Raw genomic sequence first — 18,950 nt, 5'->3', positions numbered from 1 at the left:
GAACAGCCCAACAATTATGTAAAGGGTTTGTTTTAGTAGGGTCTACTTCACATATTGAAATTGACTCACCAACAACAACCTAATACTCATTACTGATTCATGGGCAAAACCGTTATTGTAATTGGTGCCGGCATAGCCGGTATTGCCAGCGCTATTCGCTTAGCCAAACAAGGACATACAGTATCCGTTTTTGAAGCCAACAGCTACCCAGGCGGCAAGCTCACGGAACTAAAGCTTGGTGGCTACCGCTTCGATGCAGGTCCCTCCCTTTTCACATTACCACAAGCCGTTGAATCACTCTTTGAGCTAGCCGGAGAAGATCCAGCGGATCATTTTGAGTATGTTAAACTGGAGAAAACATGCAACTACTTCTACCCTTCGGGTGAAAGTCTAACAGCATGGTCCGATAACCAAAGGTTTGCAGAGGAACTTGCCAATAAATTGGGTGAGCCGAAAGAGTACACACTAAATGCGCTGAAGCAGAGTGCATTTCTGTACAACAATCTCGCCCCATTATTTATGGAAAAATCGCTGCACAAAGCAAGTACTTGGCTGGGTAGCAAAGCCTTTTCAGCATACACTAAGTTGCACAAGTTCAACTTTAACAAAACGATGAACGAGGCGAACAACGCACGCTTCAAAAATGAAAAAACCGCCCAGTTGTTCAATCGCTACGCTACTTACAATGGTTCGGATCCATACCAAACACCCGCAACGCTCAATATCATCCCCCATTTAGAATTTGGGCTAGGCGCTTACTTTCCTAAAAAAGGCATGCATGACATCACCATGAGCCTCTATCAACTTGCTGAAAGGTTGGGTGTTCACTTTTACTTTAATTCTCCAGCAAAAACCATTGTTACACACAATGGCATCGCAAAAGGTATTAATACAGGCATGGGCTTTCACAAGGCCGACCGTGTGGTTTGTAACATGGATATGGTTGCGGCTTATAAAAAACTACTCAAAGGAGAATCGCAGCCCAAAAAGTTACTGAATCAACCAAAGAGTAGTTCAGCACTCATTTTTTATTGGGGCATAAAAAAGCAGTTCCCTCAATTAGACCTCCACAACATATTTTTCTCTGCCGACTATAAAGCAGAGTTCGACCACATATTTAAAAAGAAGACAGTATTTGATGATCCAACGGTTTACATCAATATTACTTCTACGCATAAAGCTGATGATGCTCCTGAAGGCTGTCAAAATTGGTTCACTATGATAAATGTACCCCATAATGAAGGCCAAGATTGGGATGGACTTATTAAGGAGGCACGGGCAAACATTTTAACTAAGCTTTCAAAAATATTGGGAGAGGATATTGAACCCTTGATTGAAGTGGAAGATTTACTCGACCCAAGGTTGATAGAACAAAGAACCAGCTCATTTGGTGGAGCACTCTACGGTAATAGCTCAAACAATAAATTTGCTGCGTTTTTAAGGCACCCAAATTTTTCTAAGCGTATAAAGCACCTCTATTTCTGTGGCGGTAGCGTTCACCCAGGCGGTGGCATTCCACTAGCACTGGCCTCAGCAAAAATTATGACAGACAACTTCCGTTAGAATACACTCGCTTCCACTTCAAGCGTATCGCCTTTGAAGAAGGCAGCGTAGTCTTCGTAAATCTCCAGAATATCCTTTACATAGTTGGTTGGCTCAACACCCCGGCAGTAACCATATTTCACAACAGGATCTTGATAGTACTTAGGTTGAGATTTCTTCAATAAGTATTCAGCAACATCGTCCCACTTGCGCGGATTTGCGCCATACTTTTCGGCTAGCCTTTGTGCATCACGAACATGCCCTTGGCCAGTGTTGTAAGATGCCAGTACAAATTTTATCAGCTCTGTCTCATCAGCAATCTCATCTTTCCAGTAATCCTCCAAAAACTTGATGTGTTCTACCCCCCCTCTAATGCTCTCTTCAGGGTTAAAGGGTTTATCGATGTTGTATTCTTCCTGAGTAACTTTGGTGAGCTGCATCAGCCCTTCGGCACCAGCCCATGACTTTGTTTTTGGGTCGAACTTAGACTCTTGATTTATCTGGGCTGCTAATAGCCTCCAATCCCAATCAATTCTTTCAGCCTGAAGCTTTATGATGTCATCATAAGGGGAAATTCTACCGTTTTCCGAAAGGGAAGAATAGTCACTTCTGGCCCGGCTTCTTTGTGTTTTAGTGTAAGTAAAATAGCGATCGTAAATGGTTCGATAATCCGGTGTTCGCTTAAGTGCTTTCAGCCAATCGTCAATGGCCGTTTTTAGCTCAGGGGAGCCCTTGCGTACCGCCCAAGCTATTCGCTGGGGAAAACTTATGGCTGTCTCTATATACAGGTCTGGATAGTAAGACTCGTTGAGCATGGCCACATCTTCATCGGCCACGGTATATTGAATCTCTCCCTCCAATACTTGTCTAATGAGTTGCTCTGTGGCAATGTCGCCTTCCATCTCGTTTACATAAATCTCGTCTCCAATTTCTTGAGACAAATTGTAAAGTCGATTGGCAAATGATGAGCCCCTTCTAACCACCACTTCTTTACCAGCCAAAGCAATGGGATCGGTAATCATTTCGCGCTCAATTTCATGCAGCTTCATATCCCGCCAATTCTGTGGCTTGCGCTGAACTAAAACCTGACGCACCTCGGTATGTGGCTCGGTAAAATCAACCATCTCCTTTCGGTCGATAGTAACCGTAAGATGATAGGCCATTATATCGGCAACACCCGCGTTTAGCATATCGAATGCCTGCTCAAGATTAGGTGTTACTATAATCTTTAATTCTATATCATGCTCTTCAGCAAAAGCTTTGAGCAGCTCATATTCATAGCCCATTCTTCGGCCACGATAAATGAAATAACTGGTGGAGCTATTGTCTACCACGGCATGGAGCACACCACGTTTTTTTATTGCTTTTAAATCGAGTTTTACCGGAGGGCCGTTTCTTCTACCTCTAATTTTATCTTCTAAAGAAATCTCGTTGTTCGCCAAAAGTAACTCAGGATCGTCTTCGTTATTTTCAGTTGAGGAGCCACCACATGCGGTCGCTAAACAAAAAAGAAAGGCTATTAAAAGTATCCATGAACTCTCTGCCCAATAGCTAATTTTACGTGAACCCATAATATTTCTTTCCCATAATATAATGAATTCTGACAATAATGATTCTATCAAGCTTTTAATGACTATGCTGCTTGATAAAGCCCAAGGCAGCTGCATTAAAAACCTCAGGCTGCTCTACATTACAAACATGCCCGCAGTTTGATATTATTTGCAGAGATGAATTTTGATGTCCATCTACAAGTTTCAACACTTGAGGAAGGAACATATAATCCTCATCGCCCATCAGGTAAAGTGTTGGTAAATGCGTGTCGTTCTCGTTAAAATATGAGAGTACAGGGTTCAGTTTGTACGTTAGCTTAAACCAGCGAATAAACTCTGACTGACATAGTTTTTTGGCCTGATTAACAAACAATATTCTCGACTCAGCATTTCGCCTGCGTGGCATAATAATCCATGCAAAGAGCTTATAAAGCCACATATAAGGGATAAAGCGCTTGGTAGCATTGCCCACAGCCACTAGTAGTTTAGAGCGAACATTTAGGCGTGTTACTGCTCCACCCATTACCAAAGACTGCACACGTTCGGGAGCTAACTCACATATGGTTCGCATTAGAATTGTCCCCAAAGAAATACCAACAAAGTGTGTCTTTTGAATACTAAGATGATCCAGTACTTCGAGCACATCAATAGAGATGTTTTCGAAATTGTATTCATTGGTAAAGTACCTCTCGAAAACCTCTTGGGACTTCCCATGACCTCTAAGATCTATCAGCAACACATTGAATTCTGCCTTAAAGGCTTTGATTTGCTTGTACCAAATAGACGAACTACCGCCCGCGCCATGAATAAACGTTACCCATTCTTTAGAAGTACTATGCTTATAAGCCTTATAATACAGCATCTTTCTTTCAACTGATTTTAAAGAAATAAGTTCTGCAATTATTCAAAGGGCATAAAAAAAGCCTGCACAAGGCAGGCTTTAAATCTATAGGTTTAGGTTTAGAATTACTCTGCAGAATTCAATACCCACTCACCGCCTTCGTAAATCAAAGACCAGTCTTCAGTAGCAGTAGCACCGTTGTAAACAACAACTGTTACAACGTACTTCTGTCCTTCTTCGTTAATGAAGTCACCATTAGCAAGTACATAAGCAATTGCTTCTAGCATAGTGTCATCATCCCATGAAGTACCGCCACCTGTTCTGTTAAAGTTACCGTAAGTACCAAGGTTATCTCCCCAAGGAGTACCAGCGTACTCAGCAGCTACTGTAGCATAATCAGCACTGCTAAAATCGTAACGAATTGTGTTATCAGGCACCCAATCAGAACCATCGTGACCAAAGCTTAGAGTCTCCTCAGTGATTTGGAAACCATCGCCATAAAGTACCCAAGTACCGTTAGATAGAGTGAAGTGAGCAACATCATCTTGAACACCATCATCGTAGTAAACGTAGCCGATAAGTACAGCATCACCTTCTTCAGCAAAAGGAAGCATTTGTGGCAAGTAAGCAGGAATCTTCGCTTCAGCTTCGTCAGTGTTGCTAAAGTTAGAGAATGGCTCTTGGAAGAAATCCTGATAAGCATCGCTAGGAATCATGTAAGTGTACATCCAACCATAAGGGCCAGTTAATACAACTCTGCTTTCCACATCACGCTCAGTATAACCACCATTGTAGTAATCGTGAGTTACGTCTACGTAAGCACCTCTAGAGGCATTAGGAAACTTGTAAGCAGCATACTTAGGTAGGTCAGCCTCCAAGTTATCGAAGTTACCGTAACGGTACCCTAAGTCATCATACTCCTGATCTGATACAGTTACATCTCCTAAATCATCAGAAAGGTAAGGAGAGCTACCATTGTAATAATGGTAAGTAACTTTTGCAGAAGAACCTTTACCCAAGTGAGGGAATCTAGCATCCAAAATGTAAGGGATAAATTCTCTAGGCTCATCTGGGTGGTCAAAGTTGCCGTACTGAGCAGGACCAGATCCACCTGGCACATCCTCTAACAGCTCGTAATCATCATCAGTCAATGTTAGCTCCATTTCAGCAGAAATGGTGTTATCATTAATTGCAGGAATCTCGTCATAAACCTCGTCAAGAGGGTCGCAGGCTACAAACACCGTTGCCAATGCAACAGCCATAATAGATTTATATGCAGTAAATTTCATCTTAAGTGTCGTTTTCAAATTAGAAATTCAATCTGATACCGCCAGTCCAAGTTCTACCTTGGGCATACCAAACTACAGCTGTAGCAGCATCGTGGTTTGCACCATCGTTAGCATCAGCAATGTACTCTGTATCGAACACGTTGTTCACGTTACCGAACAAGCTAGCGTCAAAGTCACCAATCTTGAAGTCATACTTCAATCTTAGGTCGAAAGTAGTCCACTCAGGAACTTTCCATGCCTGAGGAGCCGCTGCGCTACCTACATCACCTCTTCTACTAAGTGGGTCGAAAGATGCGTAAAGGTTAGCGTAGTAGTTAAAGTCTACAGAAATTTTGAACTCAGGAAGTAATCTGTACTCACCAGTTAATGCTGCAGTAGTTTGAGCAGCGTCACCTACTTTAAGACCAGCAATTTTTAGGTCGAACTCTTCAATTAGGTTTTGATCTTGATCGAACACTTGTACATTTTCCAAGTCGTTCTCCCACTGCCAGTCACCCATAGAGATCATACCTCTAAAGTTAAGCGCACCTGAAGCTCTGTAGTTGAACTCAACCTCAGCACCTTGGTGAACAGCGTTTACACCTGTAAGGTTAGCAGTAAAGTCTTCTCCATTTGCACCTTGAAGTGATCTCAAGAAAGCTCTGTCTATCCACTGCGTTCTGTAAACGTTCACGTTTACGTTGAAGTTTGTAGTTCTGTAACCGTAACCTAACTCAACAGAGAATATCTTTTCGTTCACAGCATCTTCGTTTACATCGTTACTGAAGTTTACGAAGGCGTTATCGAAGATTGGTGCCTTCTCGAAGTAACCAATGTTAGCGAAAATGTTCTGACGATCGTTCAAGTTATAGTTAGCTCCACCTTTGGTTTGGAAACCGATGAAGTTCAAAGTCTCAGACTCTTGTTGGTCTGGAGTATAAGTGAAGTAATCAATTCTTTTGTAACCTGTGTTAGAAATAGCACCACTAAAGAATGCAGAAAGATCATCCTTAGAATACTCTAACTGACCAAAAGCACCTGTCCAGTTTACAACACCATCGTTGTAGTAACCATACTTATCACCAGTTCTAACAGCATTGTTAGGGTTATTAACATCACTGTTATCAATGTAGTACTCAGCACCTAACAAGTCAGTGATTTCTTGGAAGTGAATACCTTTGTAGTATCTCAAGTCAGCACCTACTAACATTGTAAGGTTGTCGTTCAACTCGTTAGAGTAAGTAGAAAGCACACCGTACCATTTGTGGTCATTTCTTGAAGCTCTCAAAGCTACAGAAGCGCTACCATCTACGTTTTCTTCGTTCATTGCTACCAATGCATCAAAATCAATTGGGCTGTATTGACCAGCAATTCTTGGAGCGTTGAAGTTGTTGAAACCTAAGTTTCCACCTCCACCACCAGTACCGATTGAAGCGTATGCTGCAGTAGAAAGTTCAGACTTCTCGTTGATAGTCCAGTAGTGGTTCAAAGAGAACTGAGGCTTGTGGTAGAAGTTATCTTCTACAGACTTAATCTCTCCTTGGTAAATACCGTAATCGTAGTTAAACGTTAGTGGGTTAGGAGCATTTTGCCAGTTCTCAATAGTAGTTCTATTTTGTCTCTGACCGTGCTTTTGAGGAGCACCAAATCCTGTCAATGAAAGGATGTGGCTATCGTTGATTTGCTTAGTTACGTTAAAGAAGTAGTTGTAACCTTCAAACCAAGTTCCGTCTACATAACCGTCACCAGTAGTTTTTGCACCTGCCAAAGAAACAGCCCATCCAGTTTCAGAAAGACCAGTTGACAAAGCAAAAGAAGTTTTTTGGAAACCATTGTTACCGAAAGAGTAACCAATGTTACCACCTTTTTCAGCATCAGTAGTTTTAGTCAAAATGTTGATAGTACCACCAATAGAAGGTACCGCAACTTTAGAAGCACCAAGACCTCTTTGAACCTGCATTTGACTAGTAACATCTGTTAAACCAGCCCAGTTTGACCAGTAAACTCTACCGTTCTCCATATCGTTAACAGGTACACCGTTAATCAATACAGCAACGTTTTCTGAATTAAAACCTCTTAGGTTAATTCTAGAGTCACCGAATCCACCACCAGCTTTAGTAGCGTAAACACCTGGAGTAGACTTAAGCAACTCAGGGAATTCCTGGTTACTTGCTCTTTCCGTAATCTCAAGCGCCTTAATGCTTGAAGTTGCCACAGGAGTCTTACGATCTACAGCAACAGAAGCAACAACTTCAATTTGATCCAAACCGATTGAAGTTGGCTCTAGTGTTAATTCACCTAGGTCAACCTCGCCAGTTACGTTTCTTTCAATTTCAATAGTAGCGTAACCCAAGTAAGTAATTCTAATGGTTACGTCTCCTGAAAGACCATCAACTTTGAAGTTACCATCAAAGTCGGAAATAGCTCCTTTGGTTGTTCCTACAACCAGTACAGAAGCACCGAAAACACCTTCTCCGTTTTCTCCGTCAATTAGCCTACCTTTTACACTGCCTGACTGGGCATAAGAAAAAGTAGCAGAAAACAGAACAGTCAATAAGACTAGTACTTGTTTCATCATAAAAGAGTTTTTAAAGTAAATTAGATTTAGATTCACTGTTAGTTTTAGAGTAATTCTAGTTCAAAAGTACTGTGAATTAGGGTCGTCACTGCTTGACAAATGTTATGCTTTCGCTACGAATGTGAATTCATATTAACTTCAACTTAACATATGCCTTTTGATTTTTGAAAAACTTGCTTTCACATTTTTTAACAAACACCAATTCACTACAATTGAGACAGTTAGACCATTTCTCTAAAGCACATCAGTTAGTTTTTAAATAATTAAGGAGGAAAAACCACACTCGGCTCCTCCTCCCGTTTCACCGAAACAAAAGTAAAAAAGACTTGACTCTTCATCAATAAAACACATCTTTTTAAAAGTTGAACTTATCTGTATATTGGATTTTTTAAGAGAAAAGCCCCTATGGAAAGAATGAGAAGCCTCTTTTTGCTGATTTTTTTGGCAATAAGTTTCCAAGCAACAGCACAATTAGACCTTTCGTATTATTTACCTCAAAATGTTAGCTATAACCCTTCTATACCCACCCCCAAAGAGGTGATTGGCCATGAAGTGGGCGAGTGGCACATTACCCACGACAAGCTGGTTTATTACATGAAGGCTTTAGCGGCCGCCTCCGACAGAATGAGCATTCAGGAGATTGGCACAACCCACGAAGGTCGTCAGCAAGTGATTGTTACCGTTTCGCACCCGAATAACCTAGCTAACATAGACAAGCTGCGCAGCGACCACGTTTGGCTTACTTATCCAAACGAGGCCGATAAGTTTGATGTGGAGAAAATGCCAGTTGTGATATACATGGGGCACAGTATTCACGGCAATGAGCCAAGCGGGGCAAACGCTTCTTTACTTACCGCATACTATTTAGCTGCTGCACAGGGGCCTGCAATTGACAATGCATTAAGAAACTCAGTAATCCTTTTGGATCCTGCTTATAACCCTGATGGCCTTACTAGGTTCTCAACTTGGGCAAACATGCACAAAGGCAAAGTGGTTAATACCGACCCTAGCGATAGAGAATACAGCGAGGTTTGGCCTGGCGGTAGAACTAACCACTATTGGTTCGATCTTAACAGAGATTGGCTACCGGTACAGCAGCCAGAATCGAGAAACCGCATTACTCAGTACCATTTGTGGAAGCCAAACATTTTAACCGATCACCACGAAATGGGCACCAACTCCACATTTTTCTTTCAGCCTGGAGTACCCGAGCGCACCCACCCAATTACCCCAAAAGAAAACCAAGAGCTAACCGCTAAGATTGGTGAATTTCATGCTGCTGCACTCGACAGTATCGGTTCACTTTACTTCACAGCAGAAGGTTACGATGACTTCTACTACGGCAAGGGTTCCACTTTTCCTGACATTAATGGAGGTGTAGGTATTCTATTTGAGCAAGCAAGTAGCCGAGGACATGCGCAAGAAAGTGCCAATGGCGTACTACGCTTTCCTTTTACCATAAAAAATCAATTCAATACTGCACTTTCAACCTGGCGTGCGGCAATAAGCATGCGCGTAGAACTGCTAGAATATCAACGAGATTTCTACAAAAAAGCGCTTAAAGCTGCAGACGATGATGCCACCAAGGCCTACATCTTTAAAGCAGAAAAAGATCCGGCAAGAGCTTACCATTTGGCCGATATTCTTAACGAACAAGAAATTGACTTCTATAAACCTTCAAGAAAACTGAGCTTTAATGAAGAAGAGTATTTACCAGAAAACAGCTACATCGTTCCGTTAAAACAGCGCAACTATCGCATTATTAAAGGCATGTTTGAAAAGCGAACAGAGTTTCAAGACAGCCTGTTTTACGATATTTCTGGTTGGACTTACCCACTGGCTTTCAATTTAGAGTACCATGAAATGTCGAGCAGAGACTACAGCAGAAGCCAGCTTGGGGACAAAATTGAAGACCTACGCTTTCCCCAAGGACAAGTATATGGCGGCCAGAGCAACTACGCTTATGTGTTTGAATGGCACGGCTATTATGCCCCAAGAGCTGCCTACAAATTGCTTGAAAGCGGCATAAGAATTAAGGTGGCTACCAGCAAGTTTACTGGTCCTGGCGACAGGGAATTTGACCGTGGAACCATACTAGTGCCAGTAGCTAACCAATCGCTTACAGAAAGGGAATTGTTTCAGCAAATGCTAGAAATTTCTCAGACAGACGCACTGAACATCTATGCGCTTAATTCTGGCCTTACTGCTGGAGTTACCCTGGGTAGTAACTCGTTTGAAGCACTGAAGAAGCCTGAAATTGCCTTAATTGTTGAAGGTGGCAGCAGCTACGATGCTGGAGAAGTTTGGCACCTGTTGGACACCCGAATGAAAATGCCGGTAACGAAGCTACCTTACGACCGACTAGGACGTAATGACATTGACCGTTACAACACAATTATTATCTCGGGAGGTTTAAACTTATCTAAAGGGCAACTAGAAAACCTTAAAAGCTGGGTGCAAAAAGGCAATACCTTAATCGGTACAACCTCAGCAGTATCTTGGATGGCAAGAAATGGGCTATCGCCATTAAAAATGATAGAAATGGAAAGTTTAGACGCTGCCGAAGTTCCATACGACATGATCTCAAACCACCAGCGTGCCCAGTATATTCCAGGCGGTGTTTATATGTCGAAATTGGAGTTGAGTCACCCTATGGCTTTCGGTTACTACCGAGAAGAACTGCCAACCTTTAGAAGAGGAAATGTAATGGTACTACCAGCTGATGAAATGTATGCTAACCCTGGATTGTATACTGAGAAACCACTTTTGAGTGGCTGGATCAACAAACCAAACTTAGATACGCTTGCCAACTCTTCTACCATTAGGGTAAATGCCTTGGGTGGCGGAAAAGTAGTTTCGTTAGTAGACAACCCGAACTTCAGAGCATTTTGGTTCGGTACCAATAAGCTAATGATGAACGCGATCTTCTTCGGCCCGATCATTAATCGTTCGGCAGCTAAATAACACTAGCACAAACCAACTGGTGAGGATATTAGTTGTGTCGGGTAATTAGTTTTCGGCAGCGACCTTTTAGACCTTAAACCGAGTCAATACTTGTCGGCTTCAGTGTATTCATCGAAACTCACTTTGAGATTTTTTTCTTTAGTGTTATCAGCATGGAAAGTATTCTTCAAATGAGGAGGAATAATTTTGGCAAGGAGAAAGCAAAGCACTTTTAACTTTCTCCCTTTTTCTTTTTTGGTTATTTTTGAAAAAACTATCCCAAGTGAGTAATCGACTTTTTCTACTCGACAAGAACTACGTTTTAAAGCAGGTGCAGGAAGATATGCGGGTTGAGCTTCAAACAAAGCTTGTCGACCTCATTAAGGAACATTACTACATCCAATTCAACCCGCTTCGCTTACAAGACAACCAGACCTTAGCCATTGAGGCTTATCAGGCGCAAAATGTATCGCACTTTGATGAGTTGTACGATACACTTGCCGGCTTCTATCGCTATGAGATTGGACATAACCAATTGGAGCTTTTGTTTGACGGTAGAAGCCACCACGAGAAGTACGAAGAAGATTGGAAAGCCGCATTTGAAGCTTACATTGCTGGTCTTTCTACCCGCAAAAACTTTATTATCGCTGGCTTAGAACTTACAGTGTTTTTCCGTGCTGAAAACAGAGTGGAACTAGCCCAGAATAGAATTCAGCTGTGCTGTTACGACCATTTTGGATTGAAAATCTACAAGCATAAGGGGATTCAGAAGTACAAGGCAGCAGCTAGCGCCTAATTTCAAAGTCAGGAAATTCCTCGACCTCAACTTCGGTTTTTAGTAGTTTATCTACACGCGCCATCTCTGGGCCTTCATTACACCAAGCTTCAAATTGCTCAAGTTGCTCTTTGTTGCCCACAGCCTCAATCAGGACAGAACCATCAGGCTCATTTCTACACCAGCCCTTTAAGCCTAACCGATCAGCTGCTTGCTTAGTGCTGGCACGAAAGAAAACACCCTGAACCACACCATAAACCTGAATTTTAACGGCTTTCATTCCACTCCTTCATTATTGCTACCCCAGCCGAAGCGCCAATCCTATCTGCTCCAGCATCAATCATGGCTCGTGCATCGGCCAAAGTTCTAATGCCGCCAGAAGCCTTTACGCCAACATTTGAAGGCGCATGCTCCCGCATAAGCTTTATGTGATTAACCTTGGCTCCTTCTGGCGCAAAACCGGTAGAAGTTTTCACAAAATCGGTACCCGCGTCTACGGCCATTTTTGTGGCTTGAATGATTTCTTCTTCGCTGAGATAGGCTGTTTCCAAAATCACCTTCATCATCGCACCTTCATCATGAATTCGCTTAGCGCACTTAGCCAATTCAATTTTAGCCCACGGCATTCCAGCCTTAAAAGCCGAAATATTCATTACCACATCGAGTTCGTTAGCACCATCATTCAAGGCTTTTTCAACTTCAGCAATTTTTGCTTCTGTCATTTGGTAGCCCAAAGGAAAACCGATAACAGTGACCAACTGAATAGGCGCATCACCAATTTCTCTTGCAGCCTTTTTAACCCAAAAAGGAGGTACACAAACACCTACAAAATCATACGCTTTTGCCTCAACTACCAAGGCATCAATATCCTTATCGGTTAAAGTAGGCTTAAGGTTAGTATGTTCTATGTATCGGTTAATGTCCATTTACAAAGTCTTGTAAATATTTATATGGAGGCGTTAAAACACCATCCACAGTAATTGTAGCCCTTTCAATTATTGCCCCTTTGTCTTCGCCAATTAGGTTAGGGAAAATTCGGGCCACGAACTCCTTCCCAAAGTCTTCAGAAGCATTTCTTGGTAATTCACAAGGCAGGTTGTCAACTGCCATCACAGTGATGTTTCCTTCATCGCTAAAGGCCGGCTCTACCCTATCGTTGCTCGGATTGTAATCGTAAACTGGGTCGTCAATAGTACTTGGTTGCTTGGTTGAAGGAATTGACCCTTCAATATCGCAGGTAATATCAGCGATCACTTTGATCTTAAAATCATTCTTTTCCGCATCTTCACGCGTGAATAGCACCGGTGCTGCCGGATCCCAAAACGCTCCTGCAATTAGTATATCGGCTTTTCTGGCATAAGGCAAAAAGGTAGACTCGTAATTCACAGGGTCGCTGTAAAACTCATCTCTATCAAAACCTCCACCATTTATACGCTGATTATAATCGCGGGTATTCAGCTGTGTAAATACCGGCTCATTAAAGTTTTCACTCAAAAACTCAGCAGGGCTCACTCTTCTAATTCCCATACCAAAGAGTACCTCCATGGCTCCTTTTGAAACACGCCCCCCTCCAGTAAGGGCAATTTTAACAGGAGGAAGTTTAACCTTAGCGTACTCCTTGGCCATATCTTCCATATCGAAGCAAGTATGGGCAGGGCGCAAATGGAAAAGATTATAGCGTTTGCCAAAAGTGAGTATGCCATTATAAGCGCCCACAATACCGGCATAACGGCCAAAGGCAATCAGTCGTTTGCCATCTGTATCGGTAAGGCATTCCCAATCAACCAGCCTGATTTTCTTTTGAATTATTGTCTTGAGTAACTCACGGTTATACTCCTGTTTTTTTATGGTATGGGAGAAAAAGAAGTGTGTTTTTCCATCGGCCAACATGCTCATGGGCACTTCCTTCACGCCAATAATCACATCACAATCAGACACATCGTCTACCAAAGTAGCACCAACTTTTTCGTATTCAGAATCTTCGAAACAGCGGATATCGCTACGTTGGCACCTAACCGTAACATCAGGGTAGCTATTAATGATTTCGCCCACCTGAGCTGGCGTTACCGGTACTCTTCTGTCGATTGGCACCTTTCCTTCCTTGATTATACCGAGTGTCATTTTTGTCATGCGGTAAAAATAAGGAAAAGCTGAGCATCTAAAAGTTTAAGTCGTGGAGTAATTCTGTGGTAAGCTCAGAAACGTACCTGGCAGCATTTTTCATGGCATCATCAACAGATTCAGCTTTACTCATTACCTGATAAATATGCTGTAATCCGAGTGCATTGCCCTCTTCAATATCCCTAGCCACTCCACATATAACAGCCACTGGTTTATTCAACTCATCGGCTTGCTGTTTTACACCAGCAATTACTTTTCCCGATAGGGTTTGTGCATCTAATTGCCCCTCACCTGTAATTACCAAGTCGGCTTTTTGCAAATGCTGAGAAAAGCTGGTCAGCTCCATCACCGTTTCAATTCCCGATTTGAGTACTGCATTTAAGAATGAAATTGCACCGTAACCCAAGCCCCCTGCAGCTCCGGCTCCGGGGTTCTGTTCACGGCCATTGCCAATAACCTTTGCTAGGTTTTGAAGCCCCTCATCTAGCTGCCTCACCATTGCATCATTAGCACCTTTCTGAGGGCCATATACGGCTGCAGCTCCCTGCTCACCAATTAATGGATTTTGTACATCGCAAAGCACCGTGAATTTCACTTCCTTAATCCTAGGGTGGATATTCGATTTATCGCAAGACCGAATTTCGGATAAAGCTGCACCATTTGGCACTTCTTCTCCCAAACCAAAATTATAACCCAAGGCTTGTGCCATACCTATGCCTCCATCGTTCGTGGCACTTCCTCCAATCATCAGGTACACTTCGTGCACACCATTATCCAATGCATGGGTTATCATCTCTCCGGTACCAAAAGTAGAAGTGAGTAAAGGGTTTCTCTCCTCGTGCCTCAACAACAATAAACCCGAAGCATTCGCCATCTCTATAAAAGCGACCTTTTCATTTCTTAAATAATAGGTATCAATCGAACGCATTAGTGGATCATTCACTGTAACCGTCACTTTTTCAAGCCCTAAAACTGCTTTGAGAATATCCAATGTTCCTTCTCCACCATCGGCCAAGGGCTGTGTGGTAAAAGTAACCTCTGAGTTATACTTTTTAATACCAGCCTCAATAGCCGCACAAACCTGATTTGACGTTAATGAACCTTTGAATTTGTCGGGAGAAATAAGGATATGCATCGATAAAATGCTTAATTAAGTTTCAATATCACACAAACTAACCAATTGTGCTCAAAAAAGGGTTTTTAAGAAATAATTATCGGTTCGAGAAAACGGAAGTCGCTGTTCTCATAGCTTATTGGTTTACCTTTTCAATTGCCTTGTACCTCATTCTCGCATACTTGACTGAAGGAATGCCATTAGTAATGAAGGACCTTTACTTCAGCAAAAAGATAACCCCAATAAAAGGTTTTAATTTCTTTATAGCCGCCACCTCTGTTTGTACTGGGCTTTCGTTTTCTATTCAGTTATTTCTCAGGCAACAACTCACAAGAAAAGCTGGCTCAAAACGCTCTTTAATTACCAAGACCATTAGTACTCAAGTTGCATTCACATCATGGCTTAACCTCGCGGTTATTTCAAGGTTTTTATCGGTAGTAGCCATATTCTTCTTTGCAATCAATTTTGAGTTTGAAAAAATAGATGATTTTGGATTAGTACTCTTTCTTATGTACGCCACTCCAGCGGTATTCTTCCTTAATACCTGGCTTCATTTTTATAAACTATTTGGCAAATTCTATTTTAGAAACTTAGGGCTTTCACTAGCCATTAGCGGCCTTTTCATTGTAGTTCTAATAAGTATAAAACCAATCTCTCATAATCGGCTCAATAAGTTCATTCAAAAAGTATCCATTATAGAAAACTATGACTTCAAGCTACCGACAATTGAATCCGGTTACTACTTCAGAAACAGGTACTCCAAAAAGTATATTATTGCTCAAGGTTCGGATACATTCTTTACAATTTTCAATGCTCGTTATGGAAAGCCCCAAAAGCTAGATTGGGACAATTTTAAAGAAGAAATAAAGAACACTACCCATCCGAGAATATTTAATCTTTTAGTAGATCAAGATTTAAAGTTGAAAGACTTTAATATTATACGATCTACCATTTGGGCAATTAGTGATGCATACGTAATAAATATTCATGCAAATTCAGTAGAGAATGATCACTATAACAAACTTAATTCCTACATGGGCACATCTTATTATCGCCCTTTTGACTGTAAAGAAGCAGATGAATTTATTAGTAATCTAAGAAACAAAGGAGTTAACCCTAAAAGGGTGATATGGCCAAAAAACCACCCCTGCTATTTCATTGCTGATGTTATGCATAAGAATAGAATAATAATCACGGCAGACCGTAAAAAGATTTGGCTCAACAATCAAGTAGTTACGCCCTATCAACTACAAGAAGTTATCTATAACTATAAATCCAAAAACAAGCAGAACTCTTACATTTTCCTTAAAATCTCTGATGATGTTTCTTTAGAAAGATATCTCCAGATAAACGACCTAATAACTCAACCGACCATTTGGCTCAGAGAACAGCTTTCAGAAAAGCCTTATGATTACTTTGACTACCAACATCGTCACAACATAATGTACCCAGTTGAAGGTGAATACCCATTTAATATTATTGAATTAACCGGTATTGGATTGAACCTTTATGAATACCTGACTAAATCCAATTCGGAAGACTAACGAGAATAAGAGTAAATTCCCAAAACAAACTAAAGAACATATAATCAGGAAGTCTATCAATCATTAATAAAGTCCAAGACTACGGCCGCTGTCCAAGAAAAATCTGCTCCTCCATATCCATGTGTCTGCTGGTCAGCAACTGCCCTGCGCGGGTCGTAATATTCGTGGAAACCCAACTTATTCACTAAATCCAAGAAATCATACTTTACCCGGTTGGCCGTGCCGTGGAAACCATAACGGTTCAACCCTTGATACAACAGCCAATTCATTTGTGGCCAAACAGGGCCTTTCCAATACTTTTTAGGGTTGAATATCCAGTGATCCGGATCGAAGCTAGGCATTACCCTAAAGCCATCTTCACGGTCGGCCATTTCTTCAATGTAGTTCCGAAGCTTTCGAGCCCTTGATGACGAAGGAATATCCGCATATAGCGCGGTAAAAGCACCAATTTCCTTCATTCTGATATGCTTTTCATTACGCAGATCGTACGGTGTATACATACCTAGTTCTTCTACCCACAGTTTTTCTTCGAAGGTCTTCTTGCTTTGCTCATTCCAATCTTCAATTGGCCCAGCATCTAAATCTAGCTCATCTGCAAGATTAATTAGCGCCTCGTTAGAGCGGATTAACATGGCATTGAAAAGGGTGTCTTGAATAACGAATGGCGACTCTTTAGCAATGGCATTCCCATCGTAGTTATGCCTTCTCCCCAGCTCCATTAGATAAACGTAAATGTCATAATCCTTGTCTGATGGGCGCTCAGAAGGGTCTGCCTTTAGGTTATCATAACGCTTATATTTTGGAATATCACCCGGCTTTATCGGTATGGTTTTCACCAAATCGTCCCACAGCGGTGAATTATCCCTGCCAGATGCCCACGGGTGAAAAATGAAGGCTAAGCCCTCTTTATTTGGGTCTCTATGTTCATAGTAATATTTGTGCAATTTGAGCACCTTGGGGTAGAAGGCCTTGATAAACGCCTTCACCTCCTTTGAATTTGGGTACTGATTAAACAGGCGTTCCATAATAAAGCCATGCACTGGCGGCTGGGTAATCCCAGAAGTTTCTACCAGTTTAGAAGCTTCAGGCACCTTGCTCGACTGCCAATAAGATGGCCCAGGAAAGTAACCTTCTCGCTTTTTGCTATGAAAAACAATGTGCGGCAACATGCCATTTTCCCACTGCCCTTCAAACAAGCTTTCAAGCTCTTTAATTGCTCTGGGAATATCGAAATGGGCAAACCCCATTGCTACAAAGCCAGAATCCCAGTTCCATTGGTATGGGTAGAGTTTGGAGCTCGGCACCGTATAGCGGCCTTCCCAAGTGTTGTGATTTAGTATTCTTTGTGCTTCTTTGATGAGGGCTTCATCCTTAATAGTGGGGCGAAATTGTATATCCATAATCAGGGTTAAAGCCGTATAAATTAGCGATGAACTTGCTAAACAAAAAATGTGATTTGCCCTAAAATCACAAACCCAAAACACAACTACGCACTAATATCCTAGGTTTTATTCACCGTATACCGCAACTCAACCACTCCAGAACTATAGGTTTTGGTGCTTTTAAGGGTGAGAAAATTCCTTAGTTCTTCGTCAGCAAAAATGGGAATTCCCTCACCTAGCACATAAGGCATTATGTGTACAATAATTTCGTCCAGCAAACCAGCCTTTAGGCATATAGCATTAACCTGACCTCCACCAATTAGCCAAATATCCTTACTCGACTGCGCTTTCAAATCTGCAATTTGTGCAGGAATATCTCCCGACATGAATGTCACATTTTCATCGGTCGTCAAGCTTTTGTCTCTCGTAACTACATAGTTGGTTTGCTCGGTATAGGGGAAAGGCATATCGATATTCAAAACCACTTTGTAGGTTTCATTCCCCATAATTGTAGTGCCGATGTTTCTAATGAAATCGGAATAACCGTAGTCCGTTTGCTCAGGGTTTGGCACTTCATCAAGCCATGAAAAATCACCGTTTTTAGCGGCAATTTTTCCGTCTAGGCTAATGGCGATATAACTAATCAGTTTGCTCATTTTACTGCGTATCTTAAAATCGTTTTCAATTTACCTGTCTCGGTCTTTCTCGGGTCATTCAAATAAATCTCGTGATGTTTGCCCGCTATTTCAAATCCCTCTCTTTGAATAAACTGATGCAGCGTATTGAGCGATGCCTCTTCCTCTTCATAAGACCCTATATGAAGAATTTGCGCTGAAAGGCCCTCGTGAATTTCTTCGAAAACAATATCAAATTGACTATTCCATTTACCCTCGAACTTTAGCTTTGCCACCACCTGCTCGAACTCACTTTTACAAACAAAGTCGGGCATGCGAAGGAGTATTTTCCAATGCCACTCTTCCCGTGGCGTTTCATCATAAGGCAAGTCGCCCTCTACCCACCAAAAGGCTTCCATTTTAGGTACTACAAAATCTAACTCCTGAGTTTTGCACAGAAACTTAATACCATAAGCCAGTGGATACATAGCCTCTATCACCCCTAAAAAGTAGGCGTTTTCTGGTGCACACTGGCCTTGGCAAGTGAGGTAATGATAAGGTTCGAAGTTGACAAGCTGCGGTTTTTGCGTGGCCTTGTAATACTCGGGGTATGCTTTGGCCAAATCGAGTTTTGCGATGGTTAACATGTGTTGATTTTTGATTGACACATGCAAGTAA

Annotated in this window: 15 protein-coding genes; 4 read left to right on the top strand and 11 right to left on the bottom strand. The window is 41.8% G+C overall.

Annotated features, from left to right (window positions below):
- The first annotated feature begins 99 nt into the window (after positions 1-99).
- Positions 100-1,563 (top strand): 1-hydroxycarotenoid 3,4-desaturase CrtD, encoded by a 1,464-nt coding sequence (gene crtD / locus BMW98_RS06035; RefSeq protein WP_090257614.1) that lies wholly within the window; start codon positions 100-102, stop codon positions 1,561-1,563.
- Here the strand turns inward: crtD and BMW98_RS06030 are convergent.
- From BMW98_RS06030 to BMW98_RS06015, 4 genes are all read right to left on the bottom strand, one after another.
- The gene (locus tag BMW98_RS06030) at positions 1,560-3,113 is read right to left on the bottom strand and encodes an MltF family protein (RefSeq protein WP_162844692.1); all 1,554 of its coding nucleotides are present in this window, start codon (positions 3,111-3,113) and stop codon (positions 1,560-1,562) included. The genes crtD and BMW98_RS06030 overlap by 4 nt on opposite strands.
- Positions 3,114-3,168: 55 nt before the next feature.
- Positions 3,169-3,954, bottom strand: coding sequence for an alpha/beta fold hydrolase (locus BMW98_RS06025; protein WP_090257612.1), 786 nt, complete (start codon positions 3,952-3,954; stop codon positions 3,169-3,171).
- Positions 3,955-4,058: 104 nt separating this feature from the next.
- Entirely contained in the window at positions 4,059-5,222 is a 1,164-nt protein-coding gene (locus BMW98_RS06020; protein ID WP_090257611.1) for a hypothetical protein, read from the bottom strand.
- Positions 5,223-5,241: 19 nt separating this feature from the next.
- A complete protein-coding gene (locus BMW98_RS06015; RefSeq protein WP_222843604.1) occupies positions 5,242-7,779 on the bottom strand; it encodes a TonB-dependent receptor in 2,538 nt (845 codons plus the stop codon).
- A gap of 405 nt (positions 7,780-8,184) precedes the next feature.
- On the opposite strand from BMW98_RS06015, the gene BMW98_RS06010 reads away from it, so the two are divergent.
- Together BMW98_RS06010 and BMW98_RS06005 are read left to right on the top strand one after the other, a co-directional pair.
- Entirely contained in the window at positions 8,185-10,743 is a 2,559-nt protein-coding gene (locus tag BMW98_RS06010; RefSeq protein WP_090257609.1) for a M14 family zinc carboxypeptidase, read from the top strand.
- A 262-nt stretch (positions 10,744-11,005) separates the two neighbouring features.
- Positions 11,006-11,518: a hypothetical protein gene (locus BMW98_RS06005; protein WP_090257608.1), complete on the top strand. Its 513-nt coding sequence runs from the start codon at positions 11,006-11,008 to the stop codon at positions 11,516-11,518.
- Here the strand turns inward: BMW98_RS06005 and BMW98_RS06000 are convergent.
- From BMW98_RS06000 to BMW98_RS05985, 4 genes are read right to left on the bottom strand one after another with little or no spacing between them, the layout of a single operon-like run.
- A complete protein-coding gene (locus BMW98_RS06000; protein WP_090257607.1) occupies positions 11,508-11,777 on the bottom strand; it encodes an acylphosphatase in 270 nt (89 codons plus the stop codon). The two genes, BMW98_RS06005 and BMW98_RS06000, sit on opposite strands and share 11 nt — an antisense overlap.
- Positions 11,764-12,423: a deoxyribose-phosphate aldolase gene (gene deoC, locus BMW98_RS05995; RefSeq protein WP_090257606.1), complete on the bottom strand. Its 660-nt coding sequence runs from the start codon at positions 12,421-12,423 to the stop codon at positions 11,764-11,766. Before deoC ends, BMW98_RS06000 begins: the two co-directional genes overlap by 14 nt.
- On the bottom strand, positions 12,413-13,618 hold the full coding sequence (locus BMW98_RS05990) for an NAD(P)-dependent oxidoreductase (protein WP_338060833.1): 1,206 nt from the start codon (positions 13,616-13,618) through the stop codon (positions 12,413-12,415). The genes deoC and BMW98_RS05990 overlap by 11 nt, the downstream gene beginning before the upstream one ends.
- Positions 13,619-13,655: 37 nt before the next feature.
- Entirely contained in the window at positions 13,656-14,753 is a 1,098-nt protein-coding gene (locus BMW98_RS05985) for a glycerate kinase (protein WP_090257604.1), read from the bottom strand.
- A 47-nt stretch (positions 14,754-14,800) separates the two neighbouring features.
- Between BMW98_RS05985 and BMW98_RS05980 the strand changes: the two genes are divergently transcribed.
- Positions 14,801-16,276: a hypothetical protein gene (locus tag BMW98_RS05980; protein ID WP_139177430.1), complete on the top strand. Its 1,476-nt coding sequence runs from the start codon at positions 14,801-14,803 to the stop codon at positions 16,274-16,276.
- A 56-nt stretch (positions 16,277-16,332) separates the two neighbouring features.
- Here the strand turns inward: BMW98_RS05980 and BMW98_RS05975 are convergent, their stop codons facing one another.
- The 3 genes from BMW98_RS05975 to BMW98_RS05965 form a co-directional block, all read right to left on the bottom strand.
- On the bottom strand, positions 16,333-17,676 hold the full coding sequence (locus BMW98_RS05975; RefSeq protein WP_090257602.1) for an MGH1-like glycoside hydrolase domain-containing protein: 1,344 nt from the start codon (positions 17,674-17,676) through the stop codon (positions 16,333-16,335).
- 101 nt (positions 17,677-17,777) lie between these two features.
- The gene (locus BMW98_RS05970) at positions 17,778-18,314 is read right to left on the bottom strand and encodes a dihydrofolate reductase family protein (RefSeq protein WP_090257601.1); all 537 of its coding nucleotides are present in this window, start codon (positions 18,312-18,314) and stop codon (positions 17,778-17,780) included.
- Positions 18,311-18,919: a GyrI-like domain-containing protein gene (locus tag BMW98_RS05965; protein ID WP_090257600.1), complete on the bottom strand. Its 609-nt coding sequence runs from the start codon at positions 18,917-18,919 to the stop codon at positions 18,311-18,313. The genes BMW98_RS05970 and BMW98_RS05965 overlap by 4 nt, the downstream gene beginning before the upstream one ends.
- Between the last annotated feature and the right edge of the window lie 31 nt (positions 18,920-18,950).

This window comes from Roseivirga pacifica, from assembly GCF_900111145.1.
GTDB classification, from domain to species: domain Bacteria; phylum Bacteroidota; class Bacteroidia; order Cytophagales; family Cyclobacteriaceae; genus Roseivirga; species Roseivirga pacifica.
The sequence above is the reverse complement of the archived record's forward strand: the minus strand, read 5'-3'. Positions and strand labels throughout refer to the sequence as shown.